General features: G+C 39.7%; 21 protein-coding genes and 1 pseudogene (1 of these 22 only partly in view). 8 read left to right on the plus strand and 14 right to left on the minus strand.

Features of this window, described 5'->3' with window-relative positions; genetic code table 11:
- Positions 1–576, plus strand: partial view of a M23 family metallopeptidase gene (locus tag V4P57_RS06895; protein ID WP_455465825.1) — the end only. Its footprint begins 1,431 nt before the window's first position; the window shows 576 of its 2,007 coding nt (coding positions 1,432–2,007); its start codon lies off the left edge, out of view; the stop codon is at positions 574–576.
- Positions 577–1,611: 1,035 nt separating this feature from the next.
- Positions 1,612–2,778, plus strand: coding sequence for a metallophosphoesterase (locus V4P57_RS06900; protein WP_455465826.1), 1,167 nt, complete (start codon positions 1,612–1,614; stop codon positions 2,776–2,778).
- A gap of 53 nt (positions 2,779–2,831) precedes the next feature.
- Here V4P57_RS06900 and V4P57_RS06905 read toward each other — a convergent pair whose 3' ends face one another.
- From V4P57_RS06905 to V4P57_RS06915, 3 genes are all read right to left on the minus strand, one after another.
- On the minus strand, positions 2,832–4,262 hold the full coding sequence (locus V4P57_RS06905; protein WP_455465827.1) for a sensor histidine kinase: 1,431 nt from the start codon (positions 4,260–4,262) through the stop codon (positions 2,832–2,834).
- Positions 4,263–4,490: 228 nt separating this feature from the next.
- On the minus strand, positions 4,491–5,045 hold the full coding sequence (locus tag V4P57_RS06910) for an RNA polymerase sigma factor (protein ID WP_455465828.1): 555 nt from the start codon (positions 5,043–5,045) through the stop codon (positions 4,491–4,493).
- Positions 5,046–5,052: 7 nt separating this feature from the next.
- A complete protein-coding gene (locus V4P57_RS06915) occupies positions 5,053–5,256 on the minus strand; it encodes a NepR family anti-sigma factor (RefSeq protein WP_455465829.1) in 204 nt (67 codons plus the stop codon).
- A 169-nt stretch (positions 5,257–5,425) separates the two neighbouring features.
- Here V4P57_RS06915 and V4P57_RS06920 point away from each other — a divergent pair, with 169 nt between their 5' ends.
- From V4P57_RS06920 to V4P57_RS06935, 4 genes and pseudogenes are all read left to right on the plus strand, one after another.
- A complete protein-coding gene (locus V4P57_RS06920) occupies positions 5,426–6,220 on the plus strand; it encodes a response regulator (RefSeq protein WP_455465830.1) in 795 nt (264 codons plus the stop codon).
- Positions 6,221–6,240: 20 nt separating this feature from the next.
- The gene (locus V4P57_RS06925; protein WP_455465831.1) at positions 6,241–7,254 is read left to right on the plus strand and encodes a sensor histidine kinase; all 1,014 of its coding nucleotides are present in this window, start codon (positions 6,241–6,243) and stop codon (positions 7,252–7,254) included.
- Between the two features lie 700 nt (positions 7,255–7,954).
- A pseudogene (locus V4P57_RS06930) lies at positions 7,955–8,319 on the plus strand (hypothetical protein).
- Positions 8,320–8,369: 50 nt separating this feature from the next.
- Entirely contained in the window at positions 8,370–8,819 is a 450-nt protein-coding gene (locus tag V4P57_RS06935; protein WP_455465832.1) for a hypothetical protein, read from the plus strand.
- A gap of 44 nt (positions 8,820–8,863) precedes the next feature.
- Here the strand turns inward: V4P57_RS06935 and V4P57_RS06940 are convergent, their stop codons facing one another.
- The 3 genes from V4P57_RS06940 to V4P57_RS06950 all read right to left on the minus strand — a co-directional run bounded on the left by V4P57_RS06940 (position 8,864) and on the right by V4P57_RS06950 (position 12,379).
- Positions 8,864–9,616, minus strand: a complete 753-nt coding sequence (locus V4P57_RS06940) for a DUF4167 domain-containing protein (protein ID WP_455465833.1) — start codon at positions 9,614–9,616, stop codon at positions 8,864–8,866.
- A 1,104-nt stretch (positions 9,617–10,720) separates the two neighbouring features.
- Positions 10,721–10,912: a hypothetical protein gene (locus tag V4P57_RS06945; protein WP_455465834.1), complete on the minus strand. Its 192-nt coding sequence runs from the start codon at positions 10,910–10,912 to the stop codon at positions 10,721–10,723.
- A 1,023-nt stretch (positions 10,913–11,935) separates the two neighbouring features.
- A complete protein-coding gene (locus V4P57_RS06950; protein WP_455465835.1) occupies positions 11,936–12,379 on the minus strand; it encodes a hypothetical protein in 444 nt (147 codons plus the stop codon).
- A 741-nt stretch (positions 12,380–13,120) separates the two neighbouring features.
- Here V4P57_RS06950 and V4P57_RS06955 point away from each other — a divergent pair.
- Together V4P57_RS06955 and V4P57_RS06960 are read left to right on the plus strand one after the other, a co-directional pair.
- Entirely contained in the window at positions 13,121–13,387 is a 267-nt protein-coding gene (locus V4P57_RS06955; RefSeq protein ID WP_455465836.1) for a hypothetical protein, read from the plus strand.
- A gap of 313 nt (positions 13,388–13,700) precedes the next feature.
- On the plus strand, positions 13,701–14,066 hold the full coding sequence (locus V4P57_RS06960; RefSeq protein ID WP_455465837.1) for a phage capsid family protein: 366 nt from the start codon (positions 13,701–13,703) through the stop codon (positions 14,064–14,066).
- A 1,344-nt stretch (positions 14,067–15,410) separates the two neighbouring features.
- Here V4P57_RS06960 and V4P57_RS06965 read toward each other — a convergent pair.
- The 8 genes from V4P57_RS06965 to V4P57_RS07000 form a co-directional block, all read right to left on the minus strand.
- Positions 15,411–15,626 (minus strand): hypothetical protein, encoded by a 216-nt coding sequence (locus tag V4P57_RS06965; RefSeq protein WP_455465838.1) that lies wholly within the window; start codon positions 15,624–15,626, stop codon positions 15,411–15,413.
- A 779-nt stretch (positions 15,627–16,405) separates the two neighbouring features.
- Positions 16,406–17,368, minus strand: coding sequence for a phage tail protein (locus V4P57_RS06970; protein WP_455465839.1), 963 nt, complete (start codon positions 17,366–17,368; stop codon positions 16,406–16,408).
- Positions 17,365–18,504 (minus strand): tail fiber domain-containing protein, encoded by a 1,140-nt coding sequence (locus tag V4P57_RS06975; protein ID WP_455465840.1) that lies wholly within the window; start codon positions 18,502–18,504, stop codon positions 17,365–17,367. Before V4P57_RS06975 ends, V4P57_RS06970 begins: the two co-directional genes overlap by 4 nt.
- Positions 18,501–18,959 carry a hypothetical protein gene (locus tag V4P57_RS06980; RefSeq protein WP_455465841.1) on the minus strand — a complete coding sequence of 153 codons (459 nt, stop codon included), beginning with the start codon at positions 18,957–18,959 and terminating at the stop codon, positions 18,501–18,503. The genes V4P57_RS06975 and V4P57_RS06980 overlap by 4 nt, the downstream gene beginning before the upstream one ends.
- Positions 18,960–19,058: 99 nt before the next feature.
- Positions 19,059–19,520 carry a hypothetical protein gene (locus tag V4P57_RS06985; protein WP_455465842.1) on the minus strand — a complete coding sequence of 154 codons (462 nt, stop codon included), beginning with the start codon at positions 19,518–19,520 and terminating at the stop codon, positions 19,059–19,061.
- Positions 19,517–20,980, minus strand: a complete 1,464-nt coding sequence (locus V4P57_RS06990) for a hypothetical protein (RefSeq protein ID WP_455465843.1) — start codon at positions 20,978–20,980, stop codon at positions 19,517–19,519. The genes V4P57_RS06985 and V4P57_RS06990 overlap by 4 nt, the downstream gene beginning before the upstream one ends.
- 119 nt (positions 20,981–21,099) lie before the next feature.
- Entirely contained in the window at positions 21,100–21,597 is a 498-nt protein-coding gene (locus V4P57_RS06995) for a hypothetical protein (protein WP_455465844.1), read from the minus strand.
- A complete protein-coding gene (locus V4P57_RS07000; protein ID WP_455465845.1) occupies positions 21,564–21,779 on the minus strand; it encodes a hypothetical protein in 216 nt (71 codons plus the stop codon). Before V4P57_RS07000 ends, V4P57_RS06995 begins: the two co-directional genes overlap by 34 nt.
- Between the last annotated feature and the right edge of the window lie 64 nt (positions 21,780–21,843).

Below are 21,843 nucleotides of genomic sequence, written 5' to 3' on the forward strand. Positions count from 1 at the left end.
TATAAATACTACCGTTATCAATCAAAAAACGGAACTGTTGATTATTATGATTCAGAAGGAAAAAGCTCCAAACCTTTCTTGCTCCGCAAACCCACCCCAAATGGCGTTTTTGGTTCCCCCTTTGGACCACGCAAACATCCTATTTTAGGGTATGTTCGCATGCACACGGGCGTTGATTGGGTTGCTCCAAAAGGATCACCTATTATTGCTGTAGGAGATGGCATTGTCACAAGATTGGGTGTGACCGGTGGCTATGGAAACCATACAGAAATACAACACAGCAATGGATATATCAGCAGTTATTCACACCAAAGTCGTTATGCACCAGACATCAAACCCGGCGTGAAAGTACGACAAGGGCAAGTCATTGGCTATGTCGGAACAACAGGAATGGCAACCGGTCCCCATTGTCATTTTGAAATCATTGTCAATGGTGTAAAAGTTGATCCCATGCGCATTCGTATACCTGACAGTAAAGCTTTAACCAATCAAGACCTGCAAGCATTTTTGCGCGAAAAAAACAATATTGATTCTTTGATAAACAGTCCGATGACACCATCAGAAGATGCTTCCTGAAACCATCCTCAGATATTTCAAAACATACCAAAAATCAAAATACACAAACACCCCCCTCTTGTGTTTTTACGAAAACAAATAAACACCTGCAAAAATCTCACACACCGCTAGACTCTTTACTTAGAGAGATTTCTTGACATAAGGGAGGGCCAATGTTGGCAAAATAAATAATTGAAGAAAAATTTCATATAATTCTTTATAAAGACGCGTCTTTTAATTTCCCATAAAAACCAAGAAGAAATATTCATATGAAACGTTTTTGTTTCACACATATCTCCCTATTTGCAGTATTTTGCCTTTCAGCTTTTGCCCACCAAAGCAACGCTAGATAAAATAAAAGAAGCCGAAAGCCAGCTTAATGCGTGCGTGAACCTCTGGAGAACTAAAATATCGCCAATGGTGAGATAAGTGATGAGATCTTGGAGAATTATCGCTTTGAAAAGCGTTTTTTTATGACAAGCACATTTAAAGTTCTGCGCTGCTGCGGTGTAGAAAATTATAACTTTCGCGGTACGTAGCGACGCTTGAACCAAATAAAAGCTTTCACACATCGTAGTGATTCACTAAAACAAAAACGCCATTTTTCATTTTTACTACGATTTCATTATAGCCCAAGCAAAGAAGACACCCTACCTAAGAGAATTGCTAATGCGAGGGTTAGTATTTTACAATAAAATTTCAACACATTGACGTTTTTTCTCTGTGTGATTGCGTTCTCTTTCCAATTCTTGTGTTTATTTTTTCTTTCGTGCTCGCTTTAAAGACAGCATTTTTACTCTGAAGCAGTCGTCAAAAGATAAAACGCTCGATAAGGAAAAGAATAAAGCGCAAAAATAATCCAAAACTGTCTGGTAAACAATACAACAAATTATATGATAAAAAGTTCTTTTGGATCTATTAAAACATCTGGAGAGAAACTTTAATTAGGAATACAGACATCAATTAAAATAAAAACCGTAAAAAATATTTGTATCTAAAAGTATTTTTAAATATATTTATAAGTGTCTGCAGCATAATAATTGGAGAAGTAAGTTTATGAAATATAAATATACAACGATAACGGTTGTTGCTTTAGCAATTTTTAACTATACAACTTTTGTATTTGGAAAAACAAAAGGAGATATTACACAACAAAAAGAAGATATTACACAACAAAAAGACACAGGCTCTCGTAATAATTCAAGAACATCTTCGAACATAAGAAAAAAAACTTCCATAAAGAACTATACTGCTATCATCATGGCTGATCCGCAACCGTGGCGTTTGGATTATGGTGATCCAAATTCGGAAGCAAACAGAGCGCTCTGGATTAGTAAAAATGAAAAAATCGCAAAAGCAATAAAATCACAGAAGGCAGCTTTTTATATCGTCAATGGTGACTTAACCGATTTTGGGCGTAAAAAAACTTATGACGATTATGCAAACATATACAAAAAACTTGGCGTTCCTGTTTATGAAGGGCTCGGCAATCATGATTATGCTGATAATATTGGCAAATGTACGATTCCTGAAGAAATGAATTCTTCAAGCGATGCGTGTGCGATAAGCGCCATCTCTAGGATGATGAGAGAAATAAAAAAATACGGCAATGATCTTCCTCATTTCAATCAAGATATCACGGAAAAATTGACTGGCGCTTCTAACAAATCTGTTCACTTTATAGAAGGAAGTTTCAGTTACTCATGGGATTATGGAGATATTCACTATGTGCAACTTCACAATTACCCAACTTATACAGCCCATTTAAAACAAAGCGATACGAATATCCATGTTAAGAGCTCTTTGGATTGGCTAAAAAAAGATTTAGCTGCAGCTGACGCTAGAGGGAAAATTACAATTATGAACTTCCACGATGCGCGCCCATTTTTTCCCGATGGTCCTTCACATTTTCTTAAACCCGAAAAGGCTCAAGATCTATTGGCATTTAAGTCAATCATTACCTCTCATAATGTCAAAGCAATCTTTGCTGGACACACCCATTATCAGAGCTATTGTCGCGCACAAAATGATAAAGTCTTCGGTAATATCCCTGTATACACAGCGGGAGCACTGTTCAAGGGAGATTATTACCTCGTCAATGTGCGGGGGAAAGATATACATGTTAAATTTTACAATGGAAGAACAGGAAAACCCACTTTGATTGAGGATTTAGGCATGATAGGCACTTCCACAGAATTCTTCGAAAGCTGCAGCAATTTGTAAAGATATTTGTTTCTCTTAACCTTAATAAACAGAGGGGATTTTAACATCCCCTTTTAAGAAAGAGCTGATGAATCATTTGAATCATTTGTTTTAAGTTTTGGTAAAGGGATTGTGACCTTTGCTCCCCCCAAAGTAGAAGTTTCAAAAACTGGTTTTTCACCAAACTGCATACAAAGTTGTTCGATAACCAAACGGCCAAGACCTGCTTTTTGCTCTGCTGTTTGGTGCTTCATACCCACACCATTATCTTCGACAATCAACATCAATTGTCCATCTTCTTGAGGCCCAAATGAGATATAAATATGACCAGAGCGCTGATCAGGAAAGGCATGTTTTAAGGAATTTGTCAGCAATTCACCAAGAATAATCCCAAGTGTTGTTGCATCTCTTGAAGACAAGTGACACTCTTTAAAGTTCGTGTGAATGGTGATGTTTCCGCGCAATTCAAAGGGCACTGCTAATTCAACATCATGCACCACCGAACTGAGAAACTCTGCCAATAAAGTTGTTTCCATATCATCACACAAGCGCAAACGCCGATGTGCTGTGGAGATTGTCTGGATACGGTCTCGTGCAGCGCCAAGAACAGCACGTACTTCTTCATTTTTACTCCGATTTAATTGTAGCCCGAGCAAAGAAGAGACCGTGCCAAGAGAATTGCCAATACGATGACTTGCATCCTGTAATAACATTTCAACACGTTGACGTTCTTTTTCGGCGTGATTACGTGCTCTTTCCAATTCTTGCGTCCGTTCTTTCACACGCGCTTCCAAAGCTACATTTTCACTATGAAGCAGCAATTGATACAATTTTAAAGAGCGTATATCACGCTGAAAACGATTAATGACAAAATAAGCGGAAATAAAGGTACTTACCACAGAAACAATTGCTGCCAATGTTAAAGCAGAACGCATAAGCGCTATACCTTCGCGCTGTTTTTGTCGCACCACATCATCACCATTCATAAAGCTTGTCATCAGTTGTGCTAAACGCGCCACTTGAACCTTCGGGACTTCCAAAGAGAGAGAGGGTTGAGAAGATTGATCAGGAAGTGTATCAATGGCAATCATATGGGCATTCATAAAAGCTTTGCGTGCTTCGACCTCGTTTTTAAAAGCCGTAAACCATTCATACCACTGCGGATGGGCATAAACAAGAAACGCCGTATACTCGAGAAGATCGTCAATCTCACGCGCTGCATTTTCAAAGCGTGCTTTGTCTTCCGCATTGTGAGTTTTCGCATAGCTGCGGTCAGCGACAGCCATATCGATCAAACTAATGAGCACCAAATCAGCTTGTTCGCGCAATTCAGAACTTGTATTCAACTGTGCAACTTCTCGATCAACAGCATTTGAGAGCAGCATAATAAAAACTGATGCCAAAAGGGCCATAACAAGAGAAACGATAATTGTCATCCAACGCCAGCTTGATATGCTTGAATCAGAAGAGAGACTTTGAGAAAGCAAATTCGTCTTTGTTGTCATAGAATTTCCATCGGCAAACCTGAAAATTGTCATTTTTCAGCACAAAGGAAAGCTCCCTTATAGAACACAAGGCAAAAAGCCTGCCAGATACTTTCATACAGGCTTTCTTATTTTCCCTAAGGGTACACAATACCAAACACTCTGAATTTCCTCAGATGCCAAATTTTACTTTAATAGCTATAACGGGAATAAAAAAAACAAGGCTATCCATCATAATTATTATGCTTTTTAGCCATTAAATGAACATAATGTACTTCCAGCGGAATAAATATCGGGACCATAATCAGATTCACCATTGACTTTGAGGAGTTCCTGTAAGCGATTACGCGCCCTGCTGACACGGCTTTTAATTGTTCCAACAGCACAACCACAAATAGCTGCAGCATCTTCATAAGAAAAACCCGATGCCCCAATGAGAATAATGGCTTCTCTTTGGTTAGAAGAAAGCATATTTAAGGCTTTTCTAAAATCTTGCAAATCAAGCGATCCATATTGAGCAGGATGAATCGCCACATTTTGGGTAAACACACCATCACTGTCTTGAACTTCTCTTCCTCTTTTGCGCATTTGACTGTAAAATTCATTGCGTAAAATCGTAAAAAGCCAAGCTTTGAGATTAGTTCCCATTTCAAAACTGTCTTGCTTAGCCCATGCCTTCATAAGTGTATCTTGGACCAAATCCTCAGCTTTATCGTGCTTGCCACTTAAAGAAACAGCAAAAGCTCGTAAAGCTGGCAGAACCAAAAGCAGTTCCTGTTTAAAGTTTTTTACGCTCTCTGCCATAGTGGATTCAAGCCTTTTCTGCATTATTTAAGCTAAATTGCTCTGCTCGCTCCAACCTATCCAAAAGTTCCAGCAAACGTACAGGCAGTGCTTCTTCTTGAATTTCCATGTAAAATTGGCGTAACTTCCGTGCTACTTCGCAATTGACCCCGAGAAGATCATCTCCAAATGTGAAATGATTGGTGAGATTTTTTTCATCACGGTCGTTCATTTTTTATCCCCCTAATCCATATATTATAAGTAGCAACAATAAAATTTTTCGCCTAATAATTGTAAATATGGTTGTATGAAAAAAGTTCCATATGGAAAGAGGAACTTTTTCCTCTCTTGAGGATTTCAATCAATAAAATGCTTGTAAAAGGTCAAAGGAGTTATAGATTATGTCATTATCCACGCGCATCGCCCCGCATCTTCCCTATCTTCGGCGTTTTGCCCGCTCTGTCACCGGCAGCCAAGCATCTGGTGATGCTTATGTCTCCGCGATGTTGGAAGCACTTATTGCAGATATTTCTATTTTTCCCAAAACGTCCAGCGACCGCATTGGTACCTATTGGCTTTTTTGCCATCTTTTTGACCAAACTACACCTAATATCCCCGAGCCACTGCCACAATTTGGTATTGAACAAAAAACTAGTGCCAAATTATCGTATCTCACCCCACGTGCACGCCAAGCATTTTTGTTAATTGCTGTTGAAGGCTTTAACGAACAAGAAGCGCGTGAAGTCATGGCTCTTGATACCAAAGAATTCCGCGAGCTCCTCAACCAAGCATCGACGGATATTTCTCAACAAATTGCCACTGAAGTGATGATTATTGAAGATGAGCCTCTCATTGCACTGGATATTGAACAAATGGTAGAAAGTTTGGGCCATCAGGTCGTAGGAATTGCACGCACCCGTGATGAAGCTGTTTCCATATATCATAAGGAAAAGCCACGATTGATTTTAGCTGATATTCAATTAGCCGATAACACTTCCGGCATTGATGCAGTTAATGACATTTTGCAAAATGACCGTATACCAGTGATCTTTATCACCGCTTTTCCTGAAAGGCTATTAACTGGAGAACGTCCAGAACCAACTTTTTTAGTTACCAAACCCTTTAATCCAGATATGGTGAAAGCGCTTATTTCACAAGCTTTATTTTTTCAAGAGAATGCCTCTAAAGCGGCCTAGAACAGTTTAACATCTTTATCATGATGGTTATGTCTCTTCCAAAGCCACCCATAGATACATCGCATCTTAGCGCTCTCATGCAAGCGATCCGTGGTGCTGATATTTGTGTTCTCTATCAGACAACAAACCTGGATTATTTATGGGCTGAAAACCTGCCGCAACATTTACACAACAAATGGCGGGTGGGATGTCGTGACGGTGATTTTTTTTCGCTTGAACTTGCAGATAATATGGAAACAATCAAATTGCAAGTTTTAGCCACCGGCAAAATGCAGACCATTGAAGCACGGTTTGAAGATATGGCCAAACAAGCGACTTGGTACAAATTTTCTATTGATTGCCATCGCAATGACAATGGAGACATTATCGGTATTATCACCACCGGTGTTGATATTTCAGGATTACGCCGCCGTGAACAAGTGCTAAAAATACTCCTTCGGGAGGTAAGTCACCGTTCTAAAAATCTTCTCGCCATCATTCAAAGTATTGCCAGCCAAACCGCACGTTATACTGAATCGATTCAGGTTTTTTTACGAAAATTTCAAGGGCGACTTCATTCTCTTTCTCACTCTCAAGATCTCATCACCGATTCCGACTGGCGCGGTGCTCAATTTCGCGAATTAATACAAACGCAGGCTTTAGGCTATTTGATAAAAGAAACAAAACGTTTTTCACTTGAAGGCATAGATCCTTATCTTTTTCCCAATGCGGCTTTGCATATTGGTTTGGCTTTTCATGAACTCATTGTCAATTCTCTTTCCTTTGGCGCTCTCTCACAAGAAAAGGGAAGCGTTTGTGTACGCTGTGAAATCCATACAAAAATAAATGGAAAAATGGAACTCATCATCACTTGGAATGAAAATTTTGAAGCGCAAACACCTCTTTCAAGCAATAATAAAGCCTGTTTTGGCAGCGCTGTCTTAGAAAAGATTGTCCCTGTTTCTGTAAATGGTTCTGCTTCTTTACAATTAACAGAAACAGGGATTATTTATTGCTTGCGTGTTCCTGAAACTTATTTTGATACCTTTTTTTAAAAAGAGCGTTTAAAATACCACAATATGAAAAAGCACAACACACACCCTGTTGTTCTCATAACATCCATTGCCCAGCACAAAGACATTTTCCACACAATCAATTTCTTAAAATTTAGCCTCTAAAATCTAGTTACGTCATGGCAAATTAGCACAACCAAACTAGTACGACCAAACTAGTACAACCAAACTAGCACAACCAAACTAGCGCAACCAAACTAGCACAACCAAACTAGCACAACCAAACTAGCGCAACCAAACTAGCACAACCAAACTAGCACAACCAAACTAGCACAACCAAACTAGCACAACCAAACTAGCACAACCAAACTAGCACAACCAAACTAGCACAACCAAACTAGCACAACCAAACTAGCACAACCAAACTAGCACAACCAAACTAGCACAACCAAACTAGCACAACCAAACTAGCACAACCAAACTAGCACAACCAAACTAGCACAACCAAACTAGCACAACCAAACTAGCACAACCAAACTAGCACAACCAAACTAGCACAACCAAACTAGCACAACCAAACTAGCACAACCAAACTAGCACAACCAAACTAGCACAACCAAACTAGCACAACCAAACTAGCGGAACCCTGACCCTCTAAAAAACGTTTATTCGTAAAGAATAACGCCACCAGGCTGACAAATTAGGCTCTATGTTGTCAACCTCTTATTTGGAAAATATTTTTATGAATACCCTCATTTTTATCCTCTTATTGGTTGCATGCACAGATGATTTTAACAGTTGCTATTCTAACAAGACAATGGTCAAAACCTTCTCAACAGCTCAAGCATGTGAGCAAGCTATGGTACCCTCAATAAAAAAATTTACAGCTTATGGGCAACAAATCTTTGCCCAATGCACAAAGGTACAGGCAAATTTACATCAACAAGAAGTAAAGTTGATCTGGTACGTAACCAACCGAGGCAATTTTCTGCTTAAAAGCCAAAATATGAATGATAAAGAGTCTAGGATTCACGAAGAAAATACCTTCCCACCCCATCCCCGCTTTTAGGAATTTTCTCTATAAACCTCTTGCATAAAAAACCTTAAAAGCATAAACCCATCAAGCTCTAAAAAAACAATCCACGGAAGAGTGTAGCATGATGGATCATAAACAAATTCAGACTTCAAAAGACCATCCCACAGAGCAATGTGCACTGCCTCAAGATCAACCCTTAGACCCAGCTGTAGAACGTGTGAGAAAAAAGCTCATGCGTCTCATGATTATTTCTATTTCAATAACGCTCATTCTTATTCTTGCCGTACTCTTTGGAGTTATCTACAAAATTATAGCACCGAGTTCAGCTCCAAAGCAAACAAACCTTTTTTCCTCGCACAATACAAATCAAGAAGTTATCCACCACACGCTTTCCTTACCGAAAAACACACAGATTTTGTCGCAAAGCCTCTCAGAGCATAATATCGTATTGAAAATTTTAACACCAGACGGGCAAACAAAATTTATGATTTACAATTATCATACCGGTGCACTGATCACCGTTCTTTCTGTTAAAACAATAGAGGAAACATCCACCCCCTTACCCCGTTAAGAGAACAAGGCTCTCCACCAATACTTAAAACATCGTACCTTGCTTTACGCATTTTCCTCTGCTGAAGAGGCTGTCACCCGACGACGCCGTGGTTTTCTTGGCACCTCTTTATTTAATATAGTCAGAGAGGCAACTTTTTCCGTCGACACATCCTCATTCTGAGAAATTTCTGACGTTGCCCGCAAAAGTTCAAAATTTGAAAGTTCAAGGGTTGGTTCTTCTTGCGCACGCACAATGCGTCGCCGTGAAATTCGCCGTGGTTTTTTGACAGGTTCAACATTTTCTTCAGCAATGCATTGCTCTTGAGCGCTTTCCTCACCCGACAAAGTATTTGTTTCTAATGCATCTTCACGCACATAGCCATTTTGTGCCTTAGCATATTGACCATGACCATTTTTTTGCAATGGTGTTTGTGATGCGTCCGTGTCACAAGCGACAGTATCTTTTTTCTCATCTTCAGCGTTTATTTCACCGTATTCTCGCTCATTATTCTCATCACGTCGAGCATTTTGAGGCGTTTGACCAACCGCTGCCAAAATAATACGCAGGTAGTGCTCCGCATGTTGTAGATAGTTCTCTGACATAACACGATCACCAGCACCTTGTGCATCACGCGCAAGACTTATGTACTTATCGGCAATCTGTTGAGCATTTCCGCGAATCTTAACATCCGGACCGCTACTTTCATAATTCCGAGACAAGGGGTTAGGACCGCGACGATTATTATTACTGTTATTGTTATTACTGTTATTGTTATTATTGCGACCGCGTACTCGTCTATTTTGTTGTGGCCTCATCTTTATCCCTTTTTGGAGTGTGTGTATCCTAATTGATTTTTCTCATTGCATTATTTTCTGATAACACTGATTATGTTTAAAATACGGTTATCAGACTATCTGCATCCTATTTTACTCAAATAATATCCACTGATATTTTGATACCTATCAATACTTGATATACTGTATATTTTCTGAAAATCACAATAACATCAGGGAAATCATAATCCTAAAATTCCCCATTCCTCTGTTAACCAGTAGAAACCTAGTCATGTTCACATAAAATGCCAAGTATTTTTTTAAAATAGACCATATTTTACTAAAAAAATAACCATCTTGTGGAAAAACAAAAAACGAGAACAAGCATAGAACGCTCCCAACGAACAAACAAATTATTCTAGAAAACAATAGCAGCTCTCTTTTTTGTTCTAAAACCAACGATTCTAAAAATGCCGATATTCCTTGCCCCCTCGCGCATCGAACTCACAAGCACCATTCCCCATGAGTTACTGCACAAACATATCCACCCTATGAACATAGCCTTTCTTCTGTGCTAAAGCAACCCCTTTGTGAACAATAATCCACTATTCTCTTGCAAAAGCCCCTAACTTTATAAGTAGATTAACAACAAACACTATTCAAGTCCTATGATCGCTAACCGATTAGTCTTCTTACAAAAATCCACTAACCACACTACAAATTTCTGGTTTAGCATCACAAGATCTATAAATAAATTGAACCCTTAATTGAGAATAAATGCAATGTAAAAGCCAAATATAGAAACACTAAAAAGCTATAAGCTTATAGAAAAAAACGACCAACATGCTTGGCGCGCAAAGAATTTCAGAAGCGCCTCAAAAAAATTCGAAGTTTATGAAGAAAAATGATACAATGGGTTCTTCAATTTTCGTCATACTACCTAACTTGGAAACTTTGTTTGCAAAACGAGCACAGCGTTTTGCGCATTTAGCCAGTACCCTCGCGAACAAAAAAGCTTTCCTTTTTTTGCGCATTTTTGTGATGCCCAACAACAATAAACCGAACAATTTAAAGATTTTGCTGTCCCTCTTAGTCGTTTCGGTATATCTTCAACCCTCCATTTTGATAGACCAAAATTATTAGCTTTTAGCTTAAAAATATTGTTGAAGATTTTTTGAAACATCTGACAATCCAAACACCCACTGGCCAAACACCCACTGGCCAAACACCCACTGGCCAAACATCCACTGGCCAAACATCCACTGGCCAAACATCCACTAGCCAAACATCCACTAGCCAAACACCCACTAGCCAAACACCCACTAGCCAAACACCCACTGGCCAAACACCCTATTGGCCAAACATTTTCGACAGAAAGACACGAAGCTTTAAACCGCACGAAACTCTAAAAGTTTGTTCTTGCTTTTATTGCAGCATCCTCTGGCATACTCCACACAACCAATGCAGCACATTTCCACCTACACAAGCGAAAACATTCCCGAGAGCATTTTATTTGAAATGTGCGAGATATATGGCCCTTATTGCCAACAACTCAATTATCATCAAAATCCTACACTCGATGTTTTGGCCGATAATCTGAGCACCCCAACAGCTTATTTTTTACACAAAACCTCTTCTCGTTTTAAGTATAAGAGCTTTAATCTCTTTTTAGCTGAATACAGAAGGTAACGCGCTCTACTCTAGAGCAAATAGCTTAAGACCAGAAAAACCCCTACAAAAAACACCACTCCCGACAGCCACAAAGAGAAGCTGCCGGAAACTCATGGAGCGATAACAAGAGGCTTAAAACCACGAACCTTACTACAAAGAGATGTAACAAACAAAAATATTGCTCTTGCCACCTAACGCACACAATAAAAAGTACAAAAACATCTCTCTTTATCAACAATAATACGGTATTTTTATGGTTTATATTGAAGCGACTTCCAGAGGCAAAATACACAACTTCACGACAAGAAAATTAACGACCTCCATGCCTGCTAAACAAAAATCAAAAATGTGTTTTGCCTCCTGTTTCATTCCTCTAAGAAAGATACTCCATGCAGAAAGTAAACAAGGTTCAATATTTGTCTTTTCCTCTTTGTAATGTTTTGCAACTCGTTGTATAAAAAGAAAAATTACAAAAGAGAAGCGAGTGTTCATTCAACAATGAAAAGGATTTCTGCTCGCCAAAATGTCATTCGCCAAAATACCATGAGTATTCAGATTTACTTGGCGTAAAATGCACATAGCCGAATATTAGAGACAGTTACGGAAACAATCACCATAATCCTTTATATTTTGTATTACATTTTGCATACTCTTAAATTGCCATGTAAAAATAATTTTCGCAGTAAAAATTTAAAAGTGATTGCGTACCTTATCTTTTGTACCCTCTTTTTCACTGAGAAAACAATCCCTTAAAATAAAATAATTTCCATCCCCCGGTCGCACTACTGTCATACATTTTTTCTTTACCGTATCGGAAAGTTTATCCCACATATCACGAATATGAAAATAGGCTTCACTTTCCAAATGAATACAATTCTGATAAACTTCTCTTTTCATATCAGGTATAACGGAAGCAGCAATTTCTTTGCAATATACGCGTAAATCGAAGACTGGAATGGTTAGTTCAACGGGAGCTTGCTGTACTATTGGTTTGTGGGCAGAAAAATAGCTGATAATTTTTGCAACAAAAAAACAAAACGCCGCTATACAAAAAAGCAGCATGAAAATAAAAGCGATCTTACGATATAATTTTTTGAAATAAGCTTTTTGTCTTGCGCGGATTCTTTTTTCCATAAAGACTATATCCTTTAACATCTGAAGATAGCTTTTGACAGCAAAAAACGAGAGAAGTATCAATGCATATGGTATATTCGGCCGTAACCTTTCCTTCTCCTTATGCTAAAATACTCCTTTTTATTTACATCATAAATGTTTCATTCTCTTTGGTATTTGAAATTCTTGTTGAAAATCTTCTCATCTCCTTTATGAAAAGGCTCTAGAGGCATTATCATAAGAGTTTATTGATGTAAAATCCTATACAAGCAATAGAATGGATTTTATTATCAGAACAAACCAATACATAAACGCCCTTATTTTACAGTGATACCATCCCCGTATTTAAGAGAGCCACTCTCACTCTAGTGCCCCCATTACTTTTCGTAATATTAGAAAAAAATTTTTCTGCCTTCCACATTGTTCCATTAAAATCAATACAAATAAAACGCGTTCTTTTATAAATGCTCATCTTCTCACCAAGAATTCTCTACTAAAAGAAAAAAGAGAGATATCCCAGTTTTATTATGGACTTTTTAGTAGAACTGAGCCACCCTTATAGCATAGTAAGAAAAGTGAAAATCTCCCTATTCCCCAACCAAAATACAAAACAAAAAGACACCTAGAAACTGATTTTCGTCATTATGTATTTTTTAAGAGAGACGTTTTAAATGACGGTAAAAAATATAAAATACCGGAGCAACATTGCTTTTTTCTTAGGCGATAAAACTAAATACAGTATCATCCAAATGAAAGAGAAAAGTGAAAAAGAATCTGGAACCACTGTCTCTATTTAACTCACTTGTTCCAGCATTAAAGAGGGATGTTGCTACAGAAGACACATGGACAGGAAACAAACAGCCACGCTTATATGATAAAGTGCAAATCGAAAAGCTGATATATTTACTCCAATCGCCCAACAAATACTGTATGAATGCGCAAGAAGCTGAATGTCAGCTTATTGATTCATACAATGAATTGCTAAGCCTGATGTTTTTTATTCAAGTCCGTGGTTACACCGCATTATAGTATGGACGTTAGTAAACAAAGCTTAAGGCTCAAGCCCGTCCATTACGGATTTAATAAGCCAACTGCTCAGATCAGTAAACGCATCATACGACCTCATGGAATTCTCAAGGATGAAGATTTAACAGGTCCGCAATAACACAAGCTTCAACCTTAACTTTATCGATCAAGCTATTACGTATGCTAAACGTGCATATTCCTCAATTCATCCGATACATATCAACAACAAAAAAATTCTATGTTTTCTAACTCCACCCCACCCAAGTTACACAATTACAAAAGGACACTGGATTCAATTTTTGGAAAGATATTCAAAATGCAAATGAAAGAATGTCACACAACCAAAACCACCCTCTTTTTGAAGATGCGCTTGGTATATACTCGTGATGTTATTTCACGAGAATCTGCTTATGTGACCAACGGGATTCATTCAAAAAACAACACAGCTATTGCCAATGTGCGCCGTGCTATCCTCCTTGGAAGCCAAAGTGTGATCATGGCTTTTGGAAGAAACTATAATTTTGAAAACGCTTTAATAAACAGCGAAGGAAATTCACCCCTTATGACCCTCAAAACCATCATGGGCATGAAAAAGACACGCTTCACAAATTCTTATTTCTGCCAAGACATAAAAGACCTTGCAACAATGGTCATCGCAACCTATGCCATCCATCAATACTGATAGTTTTGATGAGATCTGCAATCGCAATTCTTTTTCTTTAGATCCTTCTTGATGCGCAAGAAAAAAACTTTAAACGAAAGCCTCTATTTTAATTGCAGCTCTCCTTACGGAAAAATGATAAAACCCATCATAAAATCCATACTCTTTCTCAAGAAATAAAATTTTCTAGTGAGATTCCTCAACTTTTGAGGCGCGAAAAAGGTATCTGGCAGAGAAAAGAGAAGCAACATATTATTGGTATAGATTGATAGAAAAAAGAATAATGGCGATAAATTGTTATGCGCGTGCTGTTCCACTCTCTTGAGAAGAGGAAAAGATAATTGCAGCTTGAGTTCTCAAATTTGCTATAACCACCCCACCATCCGTTCTCAATCATAGAAGTGAACATGGCTTTATAAGAATTTGCTTTTGCTTTAGTCTATTTTGGCAATTCAGCCATAAATCTATTCCTTAAGCTTTTTGAAAAACATAGAATAACAAAATGATAAAACAAACCCTATTGGTTCTTTTGTCAAGGCCGCCGTTAAGCACCCTAAAGGGGTTGCCTTAACAAAAGAACCAAGGTTTGAAATTCTTCGAAATCCTAATGCTTGAAGAATTAAAAATGATGAAAAAAAGCCTGTGTTCTTTTCTCATAGAAGAAGGCACAGACACAGCAAATTGTGTACCGATTAAAAACCGCTCAATTCTCTCCTTATAACTTTACGTACATTGTGCTCAAATTTTTTACCACAGAAGTTTGTCTTGAAAAGCCGTACAAACCGTCCCTTTTCGTACAAGAAGGATCCCCAACTTATCTATGATGAATTTCTCCAATCAAGAGGGTCCTTTACAATATACTTTCCCGTAGAAATTCGCCATTGTTTCATGCACACTAATTATTTTTTTGAAATTTTTATCTTTTTTAAAAAGATGCAAATACATTACGGTCTCTAGAGTTCATATCGAAGATGTAAACTAGAAAGTTTTAACTGATATCCGGATTATACATAGCAGTTTTTTTATTCTTTCATGCTCCACAATCTTTTTTACCGAGAATGTGTTTTTCGGCTATCTACTATTGAATATACTGCTTCCGCTTAGCTTTGCTACTCACACCACTGGTTGCGATAGCTCTATCAGCAACTAACTTATTTCTTCTTTATAAACTTTAATAATTCCAACTGCTTATCTTTTTAATCTTTCAATTTTTTTGAAGCATTAAAGCTAGATAAAGCGTATCCTTTAATACCAGAAGTTTTCATGCTATTATCAGTTATTACGCCTCTTCCACGGCCATTTATGTCACCTTCACGACTGTCTACAGTTATTGTATAAAAGTCCTGCTCTGCTTTTATCCTTCTCTTAAACAACTTGTTTATGTTTGTCATTGGCAAGATCTGTTTTTTTCAATTGTTGTTCCAAAGCATCTAAGCGCTGCGAGATTTTTGTCATACCTTCCTGTATTTGTTTCAACAATGCATTCAAAGGAGCATGTCCCATTCTTCCGCTGGCATAAAGCACCACACGAATATGTTCAGGATCATCGATATCAGCAATAGAAAATGGAAAAAGTGCCATTACATTCCTCTTTTTGATGTGCTATAAAATTGATGTACTATAAAACAGTGTGTAAACCGGATACAAACCGATTAAAAACTCCGGTGTGTTTCAGCAATTGATCTTCTTAAAAACACCCCTTTTTCTCTCACGAAGAACGCTGCTCTGACAATTTGAAAGCAGCGTAAAATGCAGGATCACCATGCACCATTTGACCGGCCATGATCTTTTATCATAAGATTTTCTGGGTATGATCTGAGTCTATTTAAGCAAATGGCCTCACAAACAGAAGCATTTTATTGTTCAGGGAATATTTGAATTTATCAGCACACACACCTCTCACAGGTCAACACCATTATACAGCTGTCAGAGATAAAAGCCGTGGAGATTTTTTTGCATACCCTCATTCTTTGGCAAAAGAGGAAGTTCCTCATTATCATGACATTCTTCTGAGTCAATTATTTTGATACAAAGGTCAAATATTGCTCCCTAAACAAAAAAATCTGCTTTCCGAAAACAAACAACGCCTTTATTTTCCCCCTTACACACCACGGCAAAAAACGATAAAAAATGAAAAACAGATATACCAATACTGGAAAAATTACACCACGCATCTCACTTTTCTCTGCTCAAGAGCGTTGAAGAGAAAGAGATAAACTAAACCAAGGAGGCATTGTCTTCCAATCAAAGGTTTTCTCTCAAGCTTGGTATATGCCATCCTCTATAACATTTCATAAGGCACCTTTTTCTCGTGGCAGAGATTTTGCAAACAATTTTTGCCTCTGTAAGCATTTTAATTTTCATGTTTTGACAGCATAAACAACTGCTACATTGACGGGGCGCGTTTCATCACCGCCTGTTTTTTCCAAAATGATATCATGCTCATGCAATCCTGAATAACCCGTCCGCTCTTCTCCTGAAATCCTATAGCAGCCACTAAAATTCCCTGAATAAGCGTTCATAGAACTGAAAGAGAGTTTGTCAATTCTATGCGTGTGCGCACCTGCTGAATCTGTTTTCCCTTCATGGCTATGCGCTTTAAAAGACTCTTCTTGTCTACTTCCTATTTGTCGTTCTTTATCAACCCCTTTTCCACTATCTAGCCCGCGCAAAAACATTCCACGCAAATCAGGAACATTGAATGTTGAATGCCCATCTCCTCTTCCCCATGTTTCGCCAAGAGTAGCGAAAAGATTTGCATATGTCTTACGAGAATAAGCTTTACCATCGCATAAAAGCCAACCTTCAGGCATTTTTTCCATAGCAAATGTGCCTATAAAGCCAGGAGGTGAAGAATTTTGCGTTGGATTTGTTAAAAACCAACCATCCACATTTTTTCCGGCAATGTCACAAGTATAGACAAGCTCATAAATTCCCCCGCTTTGAATTTCTCCGCCCTTTAAAGGTACTATACCATTTAAGCTCATCATATAAACAGGACGTGAAATCAATTGATTTAAAGAGACATTTGTTATTCCCTTATTTTGCCCTTGCGCTCTAAATCGCACAACAATCCCACCCCTATAAGCTTTAAAAGAAGACTTTGTAATCAAGCGAAGCGATGTTTTATTTTTCTCTTGATCGACCGTAAACTGTGTGTCAATCATCCCGCTATTATCTAACAAATACTCTTTGATGCGCTGCATCATCACGCGCGCACTATCATTGACTGAACTTGGAGGTTGTCCCTCCGCCCAGTTTATAAGATCATCTGCATAGGCATTTTCGGATGCGATAAGCGACCAATCATAAATAGAGCTCATAGAATATATCCTTTTTGCAAGAAAAGAAAACGCGCAAAGAAAGAAGAAAAGAAAGCAGCCATTTTCTTTTTAAGTGCTGTTATTTTCTTCATTTTCACTTTTTCCATTTTCAGTCCGATTTTTTCATAATGAACATGCATTAACTTTGTTTTTGCATTGACATACACAGCATCGGGATTCAAACGCAACACTTCCTGAGCAAGAACACCACGATAGCGTTGCGGATCTCCCTTATAATTAAAGTCATAAAGCGGATAGCCATTTTTTTCGCCGACAAGAACAATATTTTCTTTAGCTCTGACATCAGAAAGACCTAAAATTCCACCTACCAATCCAAGCACCTGCTGTGCATCACGCAATGGATCTTTTGTAACAGAAGGCATTATTGTGGATTTTCCTGATGTTGTTCCGTAATTTCCAGCAGCTTGAGTTCCAACGCCGAGCAACTGTCCTAATCGGTTCCAACCTTGATTATCTTGTTCCATCCACCTTTGGCGCTCAGCATCTAAAGCACTCTGGCGGTTCATATCTTGGATTATCCCGCCCTTCAAAGCATTGCTTTGCGCATTACTTTGCCCTTGATAGTAGCTGTTTGCTGCATTAATCTGATCATATAAAGAGCGGTCAATCATCTGATTAGCATTCATCATATTATTAATATCTTGATTATATTGCTGTGCAGTAGCATTTGTTGCCAATGCGCCAAGCTCACCGGCGAGCACCCCAGTATGTGCACCCGATCCGTAGCGTCCAGCTCCAGACATCGATTGATTAATGGCATCAGAAGTTTTATTCAGTGCATTTTGCAAGGCAGCATTAAATTTACTATTGCTTCCAATCCAGTCTCCTTTAGCCATACCAAGCAGGTTCGTAGCACTTTGTGTTGGTGCATTAAACCACTGTGTCAACGCAGGATTGTTATACTGTCCAGCAGCCTGTTCTAGACCGGTGAGAGCATTTTTTGTCACAGTACCAAGACCCGCGACACGCTGCCCCTGATAAACATTTCCTCCAAGTCCTTTATTATAAAGGTCAAGCGCTTGAGAACTGGCTTTTTTAAAGATATCTGCTGCCCACGCGGGTGGTGCATTTGTTTGTGTTGTTGTTTGCACTTGAGGTGTTTTTTTTCTACTCATGGGTTGAGAACCTTTCTATAATAAATAAGATTACGAGAATATCCGTGATGGCTAAGCATTTTAGCCCATCCAGACCTTCCAAACATATGCATTTCTTCAGCATTGATTGTCCGTGCCCATTGTTCAACCTTATCGATCAATTTGACCAATTCCAGCCCTCCCTCTCCGGCAAGGTCTGAGAGGACAACGCGTTTTTTCTTCGTATGTGTTATTTCAACTTTGGTAATCGCAAAGGCACTAAATTGTGTTTTATTTTTTAAAACCAACCACAATTGTGCTTGTCCTCTTGCCAGTTCTTCAGTAATTGTTGCCAAACAGACATCATCGGGAAAGCGCTGAGCGTATTTTTCCAATGCGGTATTGAGAGCTTCTTTATAAGGAGCTATTTTTTCCCATGACCATTGATCTGTAAGATGAGCAGAATAAATATTTTGGCTGCCCTGTTGCGGTATCATGGTTTTGCTTCTTTCAGCTTTTTTGCTGTTTCTCTTTAGCCTTCTCACAGCGAACTCTCAGGTAATTTTCAGTGTTCCCACCATAGCTTTCCATACCATTTATTTATTATCACGCGGCTTGAACCTCACCGCATAAGCTTCCCCCGTTACAGATGGCTTGGGCCTCACCCCATAGGCTTCCCCCGTTACAGATGGCTTGGTCCTCACCGTATAAGCTTCCCCCGTTACAGATGGCTTGGGCCTCACCGCATAGGCTTCCCCCGTTACAGATGGCTTGAACATCACCGCATAGGCTTCCCCCGTTACAGATGGCTTGAACATCACCGCATAGGCTTCCCCCGTTACAGATGGCTTGAACATCACCGCATAGGCTTCCCCCGTTACAGATGGCTTGAACATCACCGCATAGGCTTCCCCCGTTACAGATGGCTTGGGCCTCACCGCATAGGCTTCCCCCGTTACAGATGGCTTGGGCCTCACCCCATAGGCTTCCCCCGTTACAGATGGCTTGGGCCTCACCCCATAGGCTTCCCCCGTTACAGATGAGCTTTTAGACCTCACCGCATGCCAGCAGCCTTCAATTCCACATCAAACCCGGTGACATGAGACCAATTCTGCCCCTCTGGAATTCGCAATTTAAAACGGTAAAACCGTGCTCTTGCGCGGGAATGAATTTGCCCCGTATTATGAGAGGGTTTTTTTTCCGGCAACCAAACCGTTTCCTCTTCGATGGATTGGCGAAAGCGCATTCCCACAGACAAATAAAACTCTCCACTATTCACTTGGGGCATAATATTTTTCACCCTGGTTATCATGCCATTTGTCTGTCCCATTTCTTGTGATGTCACCACACAAGCCATAGGCGGACCAGAAAACGAGCCAAGCCTTCCCTGATGATCAAATGCACCGAGAATAGGAGTTTCATTTTTCCACGCTCTACTGTCGAGAGAAAAAGGTAGATCACCAATGTTCTGAGTAATCCGATCAAGTCCTTCTAAAGTGACTCCAGCCAAAAAAATGGGCAGAATTGTTTTAATCCCCACGACAGCTTTTGTCCATTTTTGCAATCCCCAATCATAAATGAGTAAAATGCATTTATCGGAGCTCTCATCGCTATCAATCATCCAATAAACGCGATTATACACCCCATCAATGGCAGCAGACAAAGTGTACAGATTATTCTGACGAGATTTTGCTTTCATGGTTCGGTCTACTTTTTCGAACCCAATGGGTATAATCTGTCCATCATTGGTCATTTGATAAAATCCACCCTCATCAGAAAAGAAGGCGAGATCACCACGACAAACGATAGATTCAGCGTTTTTTGCGCCGCGTTTATCGTGGATTTTTTGGAAACTGAAAATAATTTTGGAGCCAGGGATAAAAGAACCGGCATAGATTGCAGACCGCATAAAGATGATTGGATTTGTTGTCTCAGTTGCGCCTTGCACGAAACCGCCATCGGGAAAATCTTGATAATCGCAGCTTTTTTTCCCAACGGTCCAAAATTCTGCATCGTTCAATCCTGACCAATGGACACGTCTTGGATGTTGAGTTAATTTCATCAAACAAACGAAATCTCCCCACACGCGAACAATTCCTGCTTGTGGTGGATTTCCTCCTAAATCTCTAAATCTTTTGTCATGATTAATATCGATCACTTGAGGTTTATCATTGGCATTAACAGCAATAACATAATCACCAAACAAAGCGAAAGACCATGGAGCATCGATATTAGCGAGATAAGATTTTTTCTTTTGGCTAATATCTTTCCACTGCATTGTCGTATTATCGAGAAGGTAGATTTTTTGTGCCGTACCAACAATAATAGACACACCATTTTCTGTTTTAACAGCAATAGCCCCTAAAAGCCTATCAGGACAAGGCTCTGTCAAAGGTTCAAAGCTAGGCATAGGGATATAGGATCCATCGGCCGGTAGCACATTTATGAGTTCATCAGTAAAAATGCCATTAATGTCAGCAACATCGGGCCGATAATCAGCGATTGGGAAAAAAGCCATTGAGAAACCCCATTAGCAAAATATTTGAAAAACCTTTATCTATTGTATTTCAAATCACAAAGGCTTATTTTAAACTACAAAAGCCCTTGAGATAAGCCTCTATAACAAAGGCATAAAGCTCAGACTATAGAGAATAAACAAAAACACATTGATGTATTTACGCGTAAGAAGCCGCCAGCATCCACCACCAGCTTCAACCACCAGCATCCGCCGCCAGCATCCACCACCAGCTTCAACCACCAGCATCCGCCGCCAGCTTCAACCACCAGCTTCAACCACCAGCATCCACCACCAGCTTCAACCACCAGTATCCGCCGCCAGCACCAACCACCAGCTTCAACCACCAGCATCCGCCGCCAGCATCCACCACCAGCTTCAACCACCAGCATCCGCCGCCAGCATCCACCACCAGCTTCAACCACCAGCATCCGCCGCCAGCATCCACCACCAGCTTCAACCACCAGCATCCGCCGCCAGCATCCACCACCAGCTTCAACCACCAGCATCCGCCGCCAGCATCCACCACCAGCTTCAACCACCAGCATCCGCCGCCAGCATCCACCACCAGCACCAACCACCAGCTTCAACCACCAGCATCCACCACCAGCTTCAACCACCAGCATCCACCACCAGCTTCAACCACCAGCTTCAACCACCAGCATCCGCCGCCAGCATCCACCACCAGCTTCAACCACCAGCATCCGCCGCCAGCATCCACCACCAGCTTCAACCACCAGTATCCGCCGCCAGCTTCAACCACCAGCATCCGCCGCCAGCATCCACCACCAGCTTCAACCACCAGTATCCACCGCCAGCACCAACCACCAGCTTCAACCGCCAAGCATCAATTATCAATGGTTGAG

The sequence above is a fragment of the Bartonella sp. B39 genome, assembly GCF_053795145.1.